Raw genomic sequence first — 14,395 nt, 5'->3', positions numbered from 1 at the left:
CGTTTTTCTGCTGGGCTATACGGACCCCGGATCACAGTTCAAAGCGCCTCTTCATATTCACAGGGCATTGAGCGTGCTGGGCGTCACTCCTGCTGTCTGAAACGCCCCGCTGCTGCGCGTCCCCGTTCACCCCTAGCTGGCCCCCCCGGCCTCCCAAATGCTCGGTCAAGTTGTTCTGGCGGCCTTCCCAGCCGCTGTCCAGGCATGATCTGCAAAAGCGATCTGTATGGTGGGAAGCTGCTGTTGCAAAGCCTGTTGCAGAGGCGCGCTCTGCAAGGCCCCTCCGGTGGCTTTGGCTGGCAGGGGGCCGGTCTGCAATTGAACGTTCTTTGTCAGCCTGACCAGAGCGCAGGCGGCTTCCCGCAACAACTGTAGGGCCTGCGGATCACCGAGTTGCGCGGCGCAGGTCACGGCTGGGGCGACCAGTGCAAGGCTGCGTGCGCCAGGGGTGCCGTAGACGAAGGCCCGCAGCGTAGGCCAGTCGAGACCCCCGGTCAGTTTGGCGACCTCGGCTGCGAGGGGGCCGTGTGGCTCTTCACCACGGTCCAGAAAGTCGGTGACCCAGTGCAGCGCCGCTCGGCCTATGCTTGCGCCGCCGCCCTCGTCGCCAATGCGGTAGCCGCGCCCGCCAGCGCGAACAGGCTCACCGCTGACCGGGAGGTGATAGGCCATACTTCCTGTTCCGGCATACACCAGAATGCCTTCGCCCGGCGCGAAATGTGCCGAGTAAGCCAGGTCCAGGTCGCTTTCCAGGCCCACAGCCTCAGGGCCGAGCCCGAGGCTAGCTGCCAGCTCTTGCCGCAGCTGCCCGGCCTGCGGTGTACCCGCCGAAAGTCCTGGGAGGCCGAAATGTGCCCTCTGAGCCGTGACAGGCAACGAGGAGCGCTGCGCTCTCAGGGCGGCTTTGCCAGCTGGTGTGTGTACAAGAGCCGCTGTCAGGGCAGGCGCCTGTCCGCGTGCCAGTACGGTCTGACCCTGCATCAGAACCCATTTGGTGCTGCTGCCCCCGGCATCTACGCCGAGGCAAACGGGGAGGGGCATCAAACGGTCACCGGTTGGGTCATGGCTGCCTATTCAAGCATATCTTCAGACCCCAATCACATTTAATCCGGGTAATATTGACAGCAGAAATTTTACCCGGATAATATATGACATGCAGATGGAAGATCAGCTCACTATTTTTCAGGACCAGAACAGGCTGTTCACGGGTGAGCGGCGGGAGGCCCTGCGATTTTTGAAAAGCCGGAAGCTGGGGCAGGTGCTTATTTTTGAAGACCGCACCGGGCGGCAGACCGACTTCGATCTGTCTGGCAGCCTGGAAGATGTGTTGGCGCGGGCACTGCCGGAAGCGGCCAGCACACCTAGGCCCGGTCCTGGGCGGCCCCGGCTAGGAGTGGTGCCGCGTGAGGTTACGCTGCTGCCCCGTCACTGGGAATGGCTAGAAACCCAGCGTGGAGGAGCGTCGGCCACGTTACGGCGCTTGATTGATGAGGCCCGTAAAAAAGACCCGGAAGGTGAACGCCTTCAGCAGGCGCAGGCGGCCACCGACCGCTTTCTTGAGGTCATGGCGGGCGACCTGCCAGGCTACGAAGAAGCGGCCCGCGCCCTGTATCAGCGTGACAGGGGCCGTTTTCTGGCGCATAGTGCCGCCTGGCCCGGAGATATTCGTACCTACGCGCTTAGGCTGGCTGCCCCGGCCTTTGCCGCCACTGAAGTGGAAGCCGATTAAGCCCAGCTGAGGGGAAAAACGCAACGTTATGAAGCAAGCAAGGTATTCCCGACTGCCCGGCGCAGTTCCTGTAGGTCGAGGCTGCCGCGCCGCGAGGGGTGAACCCGGTTGGTCAGCAGGGTCCAGCCCAGGCCGCTCACCGGATCGACCCACAGCCCCGTGCCGGTAAAGCCGGTGTGTCCGAAAGTCTGTGGGCTGCACAGACTGCCGCCGCTGAACCCAGGCTGGCTGAGCGCGAAAGCCAGGGTGCGCCCGTCCACAGCGGGCCTCAATGCGGCGGCCTGTGCAGCCGGAGAAAGCCAGCCTCCGCTTAAGAGCAGCTGCACCTGATCCAGAACGCCTTCAAGGGTTCCGAACAGACCAGCGTGGCCCGCGACCCCGCCCAGTGCGGCGGCGTTCTCATCGTGGGTTTCGCCGCGCAGGACGCGCCCACGCCAGGAACAATGCTCGGTGGCGACACTCCGCTCGGGCTGTGGCTTGAAGGTGAGTCCCGGAGCAAGCGCAAAAGCATCAAGCAGCTGCCCATAGACCTTTTCCAGGACGAAGCCCAGTAGCATATAACCCAGGTCGGAATACAGCACTTCCCCGGGCGGTTGCAGCTCGAAGGCTTCTTGCATCAGTCGGGCACGGACCGTGTCTCGCTCGCCCCAGGTGTACAGGGGCAGCCAGGCCGGTAGGCCCGCCGTGTGGGTCAGCAATTGCCGTAAGGTGCGCGTTTTGAGGGGCGTGTCCTGCATCCAGCCCAGTTCGGGCAGATGGCGGGCCAGCGGGTCGTCGAGATCCAGCTGGCCCTGTTCTGCTGCCCGCAGAATGAAGCGGGCGGTGAACAGAGGTTTGGTCAGGCTCGCCAGGTCCCACCAGAAATCCGGTTGCAACGCTATGTGCCTGGGTTCCTGCTGCGCGTCGCCTACAAACAGCGTCGCCCGCTCACCGTTCCGGTTGACGACCCCGAGGGCCGCGCCGCTCAGGCCCTGGTACTGGTGTGCCCGGCGCAGCCGGTGGTCAGTTGTGGGCGGAATGTTCACGCTTTCAGCTTAATGCCGTGGGCCACGTCGGAGGCATGCTAGGGCCACGAGTCTGGTCAAATCGTTCTGTGTATGACATAATACGGGCAGTATGGCACGAGCTAAAATAAAAGATGATTCCGCGACCGAGACGGCTTTCCGGCCTTTCGAGGTCTTCGATATTCTGATGTCTACTGCGGCTGTGGACAGTCAGATTCAAGCCCTGGCCGACAGTGAGGCGGACCGTAAGACCCTGAATGCGGCGCTGACCGAGGCGCTGAGTACCGCGCAGCAGCGCTGGGGCCTGGGACTGCACCACCTGAAGCATGAGGCGCAACTGACCGAGGACGGCAGCGACATTACCCTGCTGGTCGATGGCCGGGCCGTGGCCGACCTGAGTGCCGGATATGAGGCGCTGGCCCAGGCCTACGAACCCATGCGGGCCGCCGACGAGAATGGGCTGAGCCTGTGGGGGGCGTTGCCAGAAGGCCACCGCGTTCCGGCGGACGCGCCCTTTGCGCAGCTGAAAGTCCTGATCGAGGAGGCCCGTGATTTCGAGACCCACTGGATCGCTGGGCGCAGCGGCACTTTTCACCGCCTCTGGCGCAGCGGCGAGCACCTGTTTATCGAGGTGACCCGGCCTGTTTCGGCGCAGGCGGCCCTCTCGGACGCGGCCTGGGACGTAATTACCAGTATCAAGGACCGCGCTTTCCAGCGTGAACTGATGCGCCGCAGTGAAGAGGTCGGTATGCTCGGTGCTCTGCTCGCAGCCCGTCATCCCAGTGCTGGGGCCAATTTGGCGCGGCTGCCCGAAGCGCATTTCGCGGTGCAGGCTACCGTTCACCGGATCAGCGGTGAGGAAAGCCGCAATCCCGAGCAGTACCGCACCCAGCTCAGGAACGCCTCCGCCGAACTTGACGAGGCCCAGGGCCACATTACCAAGCAGCTCTCGGAAGTCCTGCGCCACGGCCTGACCAGCCGCTAGCTTGGATCGGGCCGCTAGTATTCTTGGCCCACTCCTGTCTCTATTGCTCACCTCAGCTCCCCGGAATCCACTATGAGCCCTGCTGAAGTATGGAGCGCAACAGGTTGTCCTGTCGGGCCAGGAGTAAGGCTCCAGTCTGATTTAGCGTGGCGTGTGGGCCGGGTTCCGCTCTCACTGCAGTGATGAGTTTTGCGAAGGCAATCTGTGACGCATCTTGGTCGCTCATGCCCTATTCTCCCTTACCCAGAAATTCGGAGATGCACCCCCGGTACGCTTCAGTCATTCTGCCCCGAGGACACCAGCTAGACCTCAGGGCAGAAGTTGCAGCTGTGGGTCAGCGATCTGTACAACGAGGTGGGCACCTTCTTGGCGACCTCGCGTATCACCACGCTGGTCACTGCGCTGGCCGGACAGGGATAATCGGTCTATGACCCTAATTCTGGAAGAACGCCGTGGGCACCTGCTGGTGCTAAGGCTCAACCGCCCGGAAGTCCGTAACGCCATGAGCGGCCCGCTAACGGCGGCGCTGAGTGAAGCGCTCGACCGCGCCGAGGCCGACCCCGCCGTGCATGGCGTGGTCATCACCGGAGAGGGCAGCGCCTTTTGCGCCGGGCTGGACGTGGACGAACTGAAGGCCATGGCGAGCCGCTCGCATGAGCAGCACCTGGCCGACGCCACCGCGTTTGCCGACATCCTGCACAAGCTGTACCTATTTCCCAAGCCCACCTTCGCAGCGGTGAACGGGCACGCCATCGGCGCGGGCGCGGGCCTGATCTGTGCCTGCGATTTTGCCGTGCAAGACGCGCGGGCCAGAGTGGGCTTTACCGAAGTCAAGATCGGCTTCGTGGCGGCGGTAGTGGCGGTGTTCCTGACGCGCCAGCTCGCCGAAAAACACGCCCGCGACCTGCTGCTCAGCGGGCGGCTACTGGGGGCCGAGGCCGCCGCGCAGATTGGCCTGATCACGCAGGCCGCGCCCGAAGGTGAGGCGCTGGCCCACACGCTGGAACTGGCCGAAACGGTCACAGCCAACGCCCCCATGAGCCTACGCGTGACCAAGCAGATGCTGACCGAGGCCCCGCACCTCGACCTAACGGATGGTCTCAGGGAGGCCGCCCGGCTGAACGCGCTGGGGCGCGGCTCCGAGAGTCTGAAGGAGGGCGTGACGGCCTTTCTGGAAAAACGCAGCCCCGACTGGAACAGTGTGGCCGAGCGGTGAGCGCCCAGAGCACCGTAACGGTGGAAATCACCGGGCCAGTCACGCTGATCCAGGCCCGCCATAAGTGACTCGGGTACAAGTAAAACAGAATGGTAAAGGAAAGTTCAGGAAGCTGGAGCAACTGTCCTAGCTTAAGTCATTTGATACTGGTACACTCAAGTCTCAGGGTGAGGTGCGCCCTGCATGTTCTATTTCAGCCGCTACCACTGCACGTCAAACTGCTCCACCACTTAACTTTTCGGAGGCCCATTCTTGAGGCGGTTCACAAATCCATGGCTTATTGTTCTCTTCGTTCTGGCCCTGTTTCTGATGTTTACCCAGACCAGTCTGCCGGGCCGGAGCGCTGTCGATTACAACCAGTTCAAAACCCTACTGGCTCAGGATAAAGTCGAGCGGGTTGTCATCAAAGAAAACACGGCCCAGGTCACGCTTAAAGACGCGATCACTGTGGGCAACGACAATACTGTCAAGGGCTTCAGCGTGCGCCTGCCGGGCAACCTGGCGACGCCCGACAATAACCTGCTGCCCGAGCTGCAAAAACACAATGTCAAGACCAGCTTCCAGGCCCCCAGCCAGTGGCTGAATCTGGTGGCGACCTTTTTGCCAGTGCTGCTGCTGATCGGCATGATGTACTTTTTCTTCATGCGGGCGCAGGGCGGTCAGAGCGGCGTGATGCAGTTCGGCCAGTCCAAGGCCAAGAAGTACGGTAAGGAAAACCGCGTGCAGACCAAGTTCACCGACGTGGCCGGGCACGAGGAAGCCAAAAAGGAACTGATCGAGGTCGTGGACTTCCTGAAAAACCCCGGCAAGTACCACCAGATCGGCGCGGAAATCCCCAAAGGCGTGCTGCTGGTTGGCCCGCCCGGAACAGGGAAGACGTTGCTGGCCCGCGCGATTGCAGGCGAGGCCGACGTGCCCTTTTTCTCGGTAAGCGCGTCCGAATTTATGGAAATGTTCGTAGGGGTCGGCGCCAGCCGCGTGCGTACCCTGTTTGAAGACGCCCGTAAGAGTGCCCCGGCGATCATGTTTATCGACGAAATCGACTCTATCGGGCGCAAGCGCGGCGCGGGCATCGGCGGCGGACACGATGAGCGCGAGCAGACCCTCAACCAGATTTTGAGTGAGATGGACGGCTTCGACAAGGCCAGCAACGTGATCGTGCTGGGCGCGACCAACCGCCCCGACGTGCTTGACCCGGCCCTGCTGCGCCCTGGCCGCTTTGACCGCCAGGTAACCATCGACTTGCCCAACCTCAAGGAGCGCGAGGCTATCCTAAAGGTGCACATGCGTAACAAGCCCATCGGCGAGGGCGTAGACATCGAGGAAGTCGCCAAGAGCACGCCTTACTTCAGCGGCGCGGACCTCAAGAACGTGACCAATGAGGCCGCGCTGGAGGCCGCCCGCATCGGCAAGACCCAGATCGACATGAGTGACTTTTACCGGGCGCTCGACAAGATCACCCTGGGCCTGGAAAACAGCTCGCTGACCATCAGTCCCGAAGAAAAACGCGCCATCGCGTACCACGAAGCTGGGCACGCCGTGACTGCCGCCGTGATTCCGGGCAGTGACAAGCTGCAAAAGGTCAGCATCATTCCGCGTGGGCGTGCGCTGGGGGCCGCCTTTTATCTTCCCGAAGAGCAGGTGCTGATGAGCAAGGAGCGCCTGGAAAACCAGCTGGTCGTGTCGCTGGGGGGGCGCGCCGCCGAGGAAGTCTTCACCGGTAACATCACCAGCGGCGCCGCCGACGACTTCCGCAAGGCGACCAACATTGCCCGCAAGATGGTGCTGGAGTGGGGCATGGGGGAGAACTTCAAGAACATGGCGCTGCAAACCGACAGTGGCCCCGTGTTCCTGGGCGAAGATATGGGCAAGCCCAAGATGTTCAGCGAGCATACCAGCCAGCTGGTCGATGAGGATGTCAAACGCATTCTGAACAAGGCCTACGAGCGTTCGCGCACCCTGGTCACCGAGTACAGCCAAGCCATGCATGAGGTCGCGGAGGCGCTGCTGACCCAGGAACTCATTACCGGTGACGTGGTGCGCGACGCGGTCGCCCGCACCGGGGGCCACGCCACCCCGATGCCCCAGACCACTGCCTGAACCAACCAACGCCCGAGCTTTAGCCTGAACCACCCTTCCCCGCCGCCGCGCGGGGGAGTTTTATTTGGCCGGAACTTTTGTTGCACCGGAACTTTTGTTTGCGTGTGGGCAGCACCAGTTCCATCCTGCCACGCCCGCGTGTGGCTTGCCATACGGATTCCGCTAAATTCTGGTACAGTCGGGAGGCGGGCAGGCCCCTTCACTGGTGCGGTCAGGCCCCATACGGGTGCCGTTCTGACCAAGAAGCCGTAGCCCATACCGCGAAACCCGTATCTTTCCTTCTCGCCTCGGCTCGGATTGAATCCAAAACGGCCCGGTTCAATCGGCAGTCCGCATAACAAGGAAATAAACCATGAACAAGAGCACCGAAACCAAAGCCCAGAGCCTCGCCCGCATCCTTCTGGGAAGCATCATGCTTCTGGCGGGCACCAGCCACATGACCTTCGCGCGGGAGGACTTTCAAGCGCAGGTGCCGGACTTCTTGCCGCTGGACAAAGACTTCGTGGTGCTGGCCTCAGGTGTCGTGGAAATTTCCTTTGGCGTGGCTATGCTGGCGACTAAACAGCCTCGGCGCCGCACCGTCGGGACGCTGCTGGCCGCCTTCTTCGTCGCCATTTTCCCCGGCAATATCTCGCAGTACCTCACGCACACGAGCGCTTTTGGCCTGGACACTGACCAGAAGCGCTTTGTCCGGCTGTTTTTCCAGCCTGTGCTGGTGGCAGCGGCGCTGTGGAGCACCGGGGCGCTGGATAAACGGCGCGACTGAGTTCCCGTCTAACCTCAGGCCCCACCTATGAGGCACCCCCATGACCCAGGAAGGGAGCAATCCCCGTGCCGGGGGCCGTTATTCGTGATCAGGGCGGAGCATTTGAACTCCGCGAGCTGACGCCCCGCGCCCCGCCCCGAAATAAAAGTGCAGCCCCAGGTAGAACCGAGGAGCATTGCCGAAAATCCAGACTGACCGAAAGCTGACTCACGCGGACACGCGCACACTCTAGTATTCATTTCAATCCCAGCAAACTTTTCCCGGAGGATTTTAAATGCAACGAATGCTGACCCTGACCGCTGCCCTGCTCACGGTGGCCCTCGCCCAGACCACCCCGACTCAGGCGCCCCCCGCGCCCACCCCCCGCCCGTTGCCCGCGCCGGAAAAACCCGTCAGCGCCACCGTCACCAAGAACGAGCCGACGGCCCTGGCTTTCACGCCCGACAAGCTCGCCCGCCTCAAAGTCCCCGACGGATTCCAAATCAGCGTGATGGCGACGGACCTGGGCAACGCCCGCATGATGCACGTGATGAGTGATGGCTCCATTTACCTGACCCGCCGTGCCAATGGGGACATCTGGTACCTCAAGGACGCCAACAAGGACGGCAAATTTGACGCCGGGGAGCGCCGCAAGGTCGCGGAAAACCTCAATCTCGTTCACGGCCTGGACGTCAGGGGCGGCAAGCTGTACGCGGTGGGCGAAAAGACCATCTGGGTGATGGACATGGCGAAAGACGGCGCTCTGAGCGTGCCGCGCGTCTTTGCCGACGGCTTTCCCGACGCGGGCCAGCACCCGGCGCGGGGCTTGCTGTGGGGGCCAGACGGCTACCTGTACGCTTCGTTCGGCTCCACCAACAACGACTCGCCTACCCAGAACCCCGAGGAAGCCACCATCCTGCGGATTTCCCCGGACGGGCAGTACCGCGAAGTTTTCGCACGCGGCCTACGCCACACCATCGGTTACGGCTGGCACCCCATCACTAAAACGTTCTACGGCTTTGACCAGGGCAGCGACTGGCACGGCGACAACATTCCGCCCGAGGAACTAAACGTTATCGTGCGCGGCAAGAATTACGGCTGGCCGGTGTGCTACGGCGACAAGCAGCCTGATCCCTACGTGACCACCGCTAACATCCCCGGCAAGCTGACCAAAGCCGAGTACTGCGCGGCCACCCAGGGCAGCGCCCTTAACTACACTGCCCACGCCGCCGCCATTATGATGAAGTTCTACACCGGCACCCAGTTTCCTGTCGAGTACCGGAACGACGCCTTCGTCGCCCTGCGCGGCTCCTGGAACCGCAACGAGCCGAGCGGCTACGAGATTGCGCGGGTGGTGTTTGACGCGCAGAACAAGCCCGAGAAAATTGAACCCTTCGTGACCGGCTTCGTGTACAAGGAAGGCGACGAATGGAAGCAGTTCGGGCGCGTGGCAGGTGTGGCCATCTACACCGACGGCAGCCTGCTGTTTACCGACGACCAGAGCGGCGTGATCTACCGGGTGCGCTACACCGGGAAATGAGTCCAGCAGTTTAGAGCATTGTGCCAAAAGATGGTGCTCTTTTGACCATCTTTTTCACTCTTTCCTTGTCAGGGACTCGCAAAGCTGCGGGCAGAGGCCATCTGGTGCTTTTGGCAAGTGTGCCCGAACCTAATGCAACCCCTCTAAGCCACCCAGAATCCATCAGAGGTTTCTTCATGAATAAATCCCTGTTTCTTCTTCCTGCCCTTCTGCTCGGCCTCGCCAGTGTGGGCGGTGCCCAGTCCCCCGCCCCCCTTCCAGCCGCTCCGCTCAAGGCGACTGCCGCCCTGCGTGACTCTGCCGGGCAAGTCCTCGGCAGCGCCCAGTTTGAACAGATGGGCGCGGGTGTCCACGTCACGGTGGAGGTGCGCGGCCTGACGCCGGGACAGCGCGGCATGCACCTGCACGAATTCGGGCGCTGCACCCCCGGCGTGGACCCGGCCACGAATACGGTGGTGCCTTTTGGCGGCGCGGGCGGGCACTTCGACCCCGGCATGAGCAAGAACCACGGTGACCCAAAGGCCCCCAACCTGTACGGGCACGGCGGCGACCTGCCCATGCTGACAGTGGGCGCGGACGGCGTGGGCAAGGCCAGCTTCATGACCGACAAGACCAGCTTGACCGGAGAAAACGGCGTGCTTAACCGCACTCTGGTCATCCACGCCCAGCCCGACGACTACAAGTCTGACCCTGCGGGCAAGTCGGGCGCACGCGAGCGCTGCGGCGTGATTGTACGTAACGGGCTGACTGTGCGCGACTACCTGCTGCCCGGCCCGCAGGACTTCCCCGAAGGCGTGGCCTATGACGCCAGAAAAGGCGTGATTTACACCGGCAGCGCCCAGAACGGCACGGTTTACGCCATCAACGCGCAGACCGGAGCCGTCACCAAGTTTCAGGAGGGCGGCGCACTGGGGCGGATGGTGGCCCTCGGCCTGAAGGTGGACGCGCAGGGCCGCCTGTGGGTCGCGGGCGGTGCTCAGGGCACAGTCAGTATCCTCTCGCCAGATGGCATGACGCTGAAGGTGCTGGAGACGCCCAAGTCACCGCGCCCCTATGTCAATGACCTAGTGGCCGCGCCCGACGGCAATGTGTACGTCACCGATTCTTCCCGTCCCGTGCTGTTCCGGGTAGACAAGAACATGAACCTGACCGCCTGGCTTGACCTTTCCAAGACCCCTATCAAGTACGGCCCCGGCGTCAACCTCAACGGCATCGTGGCGACGCCCGACGGCAAATACCTGCTGGCGATTCAGTTGAATACCGGCGAGCTGTGGCGCATCAACCTGAAGACGAAGGCGGTCAGCAAGGTCATGGGCGGCCTCGTCAACGGTGACGGCCTGCTGCTGAGCGGCCATGACCTGTACGTGGCCCGTAATAAGAATCAGGTAGTCGCCAAAGTGAGCTTGAGCGCCGACTACGGCAGCGGCCAACTTGTCAAGGAAGAGCCGCTGGCCGGGCTGCGCTTCCCCACGACGCTGGCGATGGTGGGAGGCGACCTCGTGGTAACGCAGGCGCAACTTGACCGCATGGGCGGCACGCCCGAAACGCCCTTCAAGCTCACCCGCTTTGGCAAGTTCTGATAGGTGCGGCGTCCAATTCCCCACAATCCGCAACACGTATCTTTTGCTGCTTGCCCTGTTCGGAAGTCATCGTGAGTACCGACTCTACGGATTCCGCTCAACTCTGGCGCAGTCGGGGAGCGGTCAGGCCCCATCCTGGGTGCCGTTCTGACCAAGAAGCGGTCAGGCCCCATTCCGGGTGCCGTTCTGACCAAGACGGGGCCGTCTATACCGACAGGCCGCGAAACCCGTATCTTTTCCTACTCGCGTCTGCTCCGGTTGAATCTATAACGGCCCGGTTCAATCGGCACTGGGTATGACACCGTGAACGCTATAGACGAAACCTACCCTGCCTTCCTGGCCCTGTGCGCCGAACTCGCCGGGCAGGGGCCACGCAAGGCAGTGCTCGTTACCCTCGTCGGCAGCGGGGGCCGGGGCCAGGCGGCAGGTCGCCGCGCCTGGGCTTTGGCCGACGCCACCCTGCGCGGCACGCTGACCCTCGGCAGTTGCGCCGATGGACAGTTGCGGCGCGAGGTAGAGGCGGTGCGGGAAAGCGGCGCGGGGCGGCTTGTCTCGCTGGACCTCGGCAGCGGGGACGACTACGAGTTCGGCTTGACCTGCTCGGGCCAAGTGAGCGCCCAGCTTACGCCGATGTCGCCGGGGCACCCTCTGTGGGCTTGGCTGGCGGCGCGGCGGGAAGCGGGCAAGGACGTGCAGGTGTTCACGCCGCTGGGCGGGGGCGCGGGGCCGACCTGGGCCAGAAGCGCGGCGGGCGACCTCTCGCCGCAGGCCGTGCCGGACGAGACCGGTGCTTTCACCGAACACCGCCCCGCTCCCCCCACCCTTCTTATCGTGGGGGCTGGCCCGGTGGCCCCGCCACTGGCAAGGCTGGCGCGGACGCTGGGGCTGCGGGTGGTGGTCACGGACGACCAGGCCGGGCGGATGACCCCCGCGCACCTGCCCGACGCGCACGAGCGATTGATTGTTCCGGCGGGACATGACCTGCTGTTACCCGAATTGCGGCCCGGCGACGGCGTGGCTGTGCTCTCCCACGACTACGCGCACGAACTCTCGGTGCTGGGGCGGGTGCTGGGCGGCCCGGCGCGGTATGTGGCGCTGGTCGCCTCGCGCCGCCGGGGGCAAGCCCTGCTGCGCTTCATGGCCGAGACCGGCACGCCGCCGGGGGTACTGGCGCGCCTCCGCACCCCGGCAGGGCTTGACCTCGGCCTCAGTTCGCCTGCCGGAATTGCCCTCAGTGTGCTCTCGGAATATGTCCAGACGGTGGAGGGGACGGGCGCTCAGCCGTTGTCGGGCAGAACGGAGTAGCCCCCAGCCTTGTTCGGGCCACTCGTGCTGGGCACGGGCGAGGTCAGCACGAGTTAAATGTCACGGATTTTTCCAGTAGGACGCCCGTTATGCAGAGCGGCGACTGGAAGTTTGTGGCCTGCTGCGTTTCTGCTGCGCTGCACTGTCCCGTTTTCGGGGGCAGGCGGCGTTTTCGCTAGCGGCGGCCTGGTTCATCAGCGCCGCTCGGGAGTGCCAGACATCTGCATGGTGACCTCCGGGCGGCGAGGCGCTATAACAAGACTGTCCAAGATGAAGAAAAATTGAAGACGCGGCCCGCGAACAACTTCGCCGCCGCCGCGATACCCCGTCCTATTCCCAGAACCTGACCTTCCGGAGGCTATTCAAGTGACCTATCTTTCAGTTATAAAACCGCCGTGCAGGAGCCGTCATGCAGGTCTTTGACCCCTCCATCTTTCCCGTCCTCTTTGCCGACGGCCTGACCAATGGGGCGGTGTACGCGCTGCTGGCATTGGCGCTGGTGCTGGTGTTCTCGGTAACCCGCGTCATTTTTATTCCCATCGGTGAGTTCGTGGTGTTCGGCACGCTGACGCTAGCTGCCCTGCAAGGCGGCAAGGTGCCTGGCACGCTGGGGCTGCTGCTGGTGCTGCTAGCCGTCGCCGCCGTCATGCAGGCCTTCTCGCAGTTCCGGGCAGGGCAAAGCAGCCGGGCGCTGACTACCCTGGTCGGGGCCGCCGTCACCGGAGCAGTGCTGTGGTTCGCCCTAGGCTCGCTGGCCCCCATGAAACTGCCGCTGCTGGTGCAAAGTCTGATTACGCTGCTGCTGGTCGCCCCGCTCGGGCCACTGATCTACCGCGTGGTGTACCAGCCGTTGCAAAACGCCACGGTACTGGTGCTGCTGATCGCCTCGGTGGCGCTGCACATGGTGCTCTCGGGGCTGGCGCTGGTGTTCTTCGGGCCGGAAGGTTCGCGCACGCCGCCCTTTTTGAGCGGCGACCTCAGGCTGGGGCAAGTCACGGTCAGTCAGCAGAGCCTGCTGGTCATTCTGGCCTCGGCCACGCTGATGATGGGGCTGTTCTTCTTTTTCGAGCGCACCATGATGGGCAAGGCGCTGCGGGCGACTGCCGTCAACCGGGTCGGGGCGCGGCTGGTGGGTATCAGCCCGACCGCGTCCGGCACACTGACCTTTTTGCTGGCGGCCCTGATCGGCGGGGTCAGCGGTATGCTGATCGGCCCGAGCGTGGCGATGGGCTACGATAGCGGCTTCCTGATCGGCCTCAAGGGGTTTATCGGGGCCATCATCGGCGGGCTGGTCAGCTTCCCGCTGGCGGCGGGCGGCGCGGTGCTGGTCGGCCTGATTGAAAGTTTCGCTTCCTTCAGCCTTTCGGCCTGGAAGGAAGTGATCGTCTTTACCCTGATTTTGCCAGTGCTGCTGTGGCGCTCGCTGATCACCAAGCACATCCCGGAGGATGAGGAATGAACAGACTTCCTATGAACCGCTGCCCGCGCCGCGCTAGGAGTGCGGCGTGATCCGGCAGGCTATAGCGACCAACCCGCCGCGCTTTACGCCGCGTGTGCTGCTGGGCGCGGGGCTGGCGCTGCTGCTGCTGGCGCTGCCGCTGCTGCTGCCCCTGTTCAAAGTCACGGTGATGATCAACGTCATGATCTTTGCCATCGTTGCCATCGGGCTGGTGCTGTTGACAGGCGTGGTCGGGCTGACCAGCTTCGGGCACGCCGCCTTCATGGGGGTTGGGGCGTACACCACCGCTGTCCTGTCCACTCACTACCACCTCAGTCCCTGGCTGGGCCTGCCCGCCGGACTGCTGGTCACGGGCCTGATCGCCTGGTTCCTGGGAATGGTCACCCTGCGGATGTCGGGCCACTACCTGCCGCTGGCCACTATCGCCTGGGGCATGAGCCTGTTCTATACCTTCGGCAATACCCCGGCGCTGGGCGGCTTTACCGGCCTGACCGACATTCCGCCGGTCACGGTGCTAGGCGCAGCCCTGACCTCGCCCCGGCAGTACGCCTACCTGAGTCTGCTGTGTCTAGTGGTGGTCATGCTCCTGACCGCCTTCTTGCTGCAAAGCCGCGTGGGCCGCGCATTGCGGGCGCTGCGGGGTGGCCCGGTGGTCGCCGAGGCGTTCGGCGTGAACAACTTCCGCATGAAGGTCGAGGTCTTCATGATCTCGGCGATGTACGCTTCGCTGGC

At 63.4% G+C, this 14,395-nt stretch carries 12 protein-coding genes; 10 read left to right on the top strand and 2 right to left on the bottom strand.

The genetic code is table 11. The annotated features are described in order from the left end of the window. Window positions 1-165: 165 nt before the first annotated feature. Window positions 166-1,041: an N-acetylglucosamine kinase gene (locus QZ269_RS05130; RefSeq protein WP_291424973.1), complete on the bottom strand. Its 876-nt coding sequence runs from the start codon at window positions 1,039-1,041 to the stop codon at window positions 166-168. 112 nt (window positions 1,042-1,153) lie between these two features. On the opposite strand from QZ269_RS05130, the gene QZ269_RS05125 reads away from it, so the two are divergent. Next, complete coding sequence (locus tag QZ269_RS05125; protein ID WP_367272223.1) at window positions 1,154-1,729, top strand: DUF2239 family protein; 576 nt, start codon at window positions 1,154-1,156, stop codon at window positions 1,727-1,729. Window positions 1,730-1,755: 26 nt separating this feature from the next. Here QZ269_RS05125 and QZ269_RS05120 read toward each other — a convergent pair whose 3' ends face one another. After that, on the bottom strand, window positions 1,756-2,754 hold the full coding sequence (locus QZ269_RS05120; RefSeq protein ID WP_291424971.1) for a serine hydrolase: 999 nt from the start codon (window positions 2,752-2,754) through the stop codon (window positions 1,756-1,758). 91 nt (window positions 2,755-2,845) lie between these two features. On the opposite strand from QZ269_RS05120, the gene QZ269_RS05115 reads away from it, so the two are divergent. From QZ269_RS05115 to QZ269_RS05075, 9 genes are all read left to right on the top strand, one after another. Beyond that, window positions 2,846-3,718: a DNA repair protein gene (locus QZ269_RS05115; protein ID WP_291424969.1), complete on the top strand. Its 873-nt coding sequence runs from the start codon at window positions 2,846-2,848 to the stop codon at window positions 3,716-3,718. Between the two features lie 427 nt (window positions 3,719-4,145). Continuing rightward, entirely contained in the window at window positions 4,146-4,934 is a 789-nt protein-coding gene (locus QZ269_RS05110) for an enoyl-CoA hydratase-related protein (protein ID WP_291424967.1), read from the top strand. Between the two features lie 252 nt (window positions 4,935-5,186). Next, window positions 5,187-7,034: an ATP-dependent zinc metalloprotease FtsH gene (gene ftsH / locus QZ269_RS05105; protein ID WP_291424965.1), complete on the top strand. Its 1,848-nt coding sequence runs from the start codon at window positions 5,187-5,189 to the stop codon at window positions 7,032-7,034. A gap of 352 nt (window positions 7,035-7,386) precedes the next feature. Beyond that, the gene (locus tag QZ269_RS05100; RefSeq protein ID WP_291424963.1) at window positions 7,387-7,800 is read left to right on the top strand and encodes a MauE/DoxX family redox-associated membrane protein; all 414 of its coding nucleotides are present in this window, start codon (window positions 7,387-7,389) and stop codon (window positions 7,798-7,800) included. A gap of 274 nt (window positions 7,801-8,074) precedes the next feature. Next, a complete protein-coding gene (locus QZ269_RS05095) occupies window positions 8,075-9,319 on the top strand; it encodes a sorbosone dehydrogenase family protein (protein WP_291424961.1) in 1,245 nt (414 codons plus the stop codon). Window positions 9,320-9,495: 176 nt separating this feature from the next. After that, window positions 9,496-10,899 carry a superoxide dismutase family protein gene (locus QZ269_RS05090; protein WP_291424960.1) on the top strand — a complete coding sequence of 468 codons (1,404 nt, stop codon included), beginning with the start codon at window positions 9,496-9,498 and terminating at the stop codon, window positions 10,897-10,899. Between the two features lie 303 nt (window positions 10,900-11,202). Then, window positions 11,203-12,204 carry an XdhC family protein gene (locus QZ269_RS05085; RefSeq protein ID WP_291424958.1) on the top strand — a complete coding sequence of 334 codons (1,002 nt, stop codon included), beginning with the start codon at window positions 11,203-11,205 and terminating at the stop codon, window positions 12,202-12,204. A gap of 409 nt (window positions 12,205-12,613) precedes the next feature. Beyond that, window positions 12,614-13,663 carry a branched-chain amino acid ABC transporter permease gene (locus QZ269_RS05080; RefSeq protein WP_291424956.1) on the top strand — a complete coding sequence of 350 codons (1,050 nt, stop codon included), beginning with the start codon at window positions 12,614-12,616 and terminating at the stop codon, window positions 13,661-13,663. Between the two features lie 46 nt (window positions 13,664-13,709). Continuing rightward, a partial coding sequence (locus QZ269_RS05075; RefSeq protein ID WP_367272221.1) for a branched-chain amino acid ABC transporter permease occupies window positions 13,710-14,395 on the top strand: 686 nt, incomplete at its 3' end.

The organism is Deinococcus sp. (assembly GCF_018260405.1).
Classification (GTDB): domain Bacteria; phylum Deinococcota; class Deinococci; order Deinococcales; family Deinococcaceae; genus Deinococcus.
The sequence above is the reverse complement of the archived record's forward strand: the minus strand, read 5'-3'. Positions and strand labels throughout refer to the sequence as shown.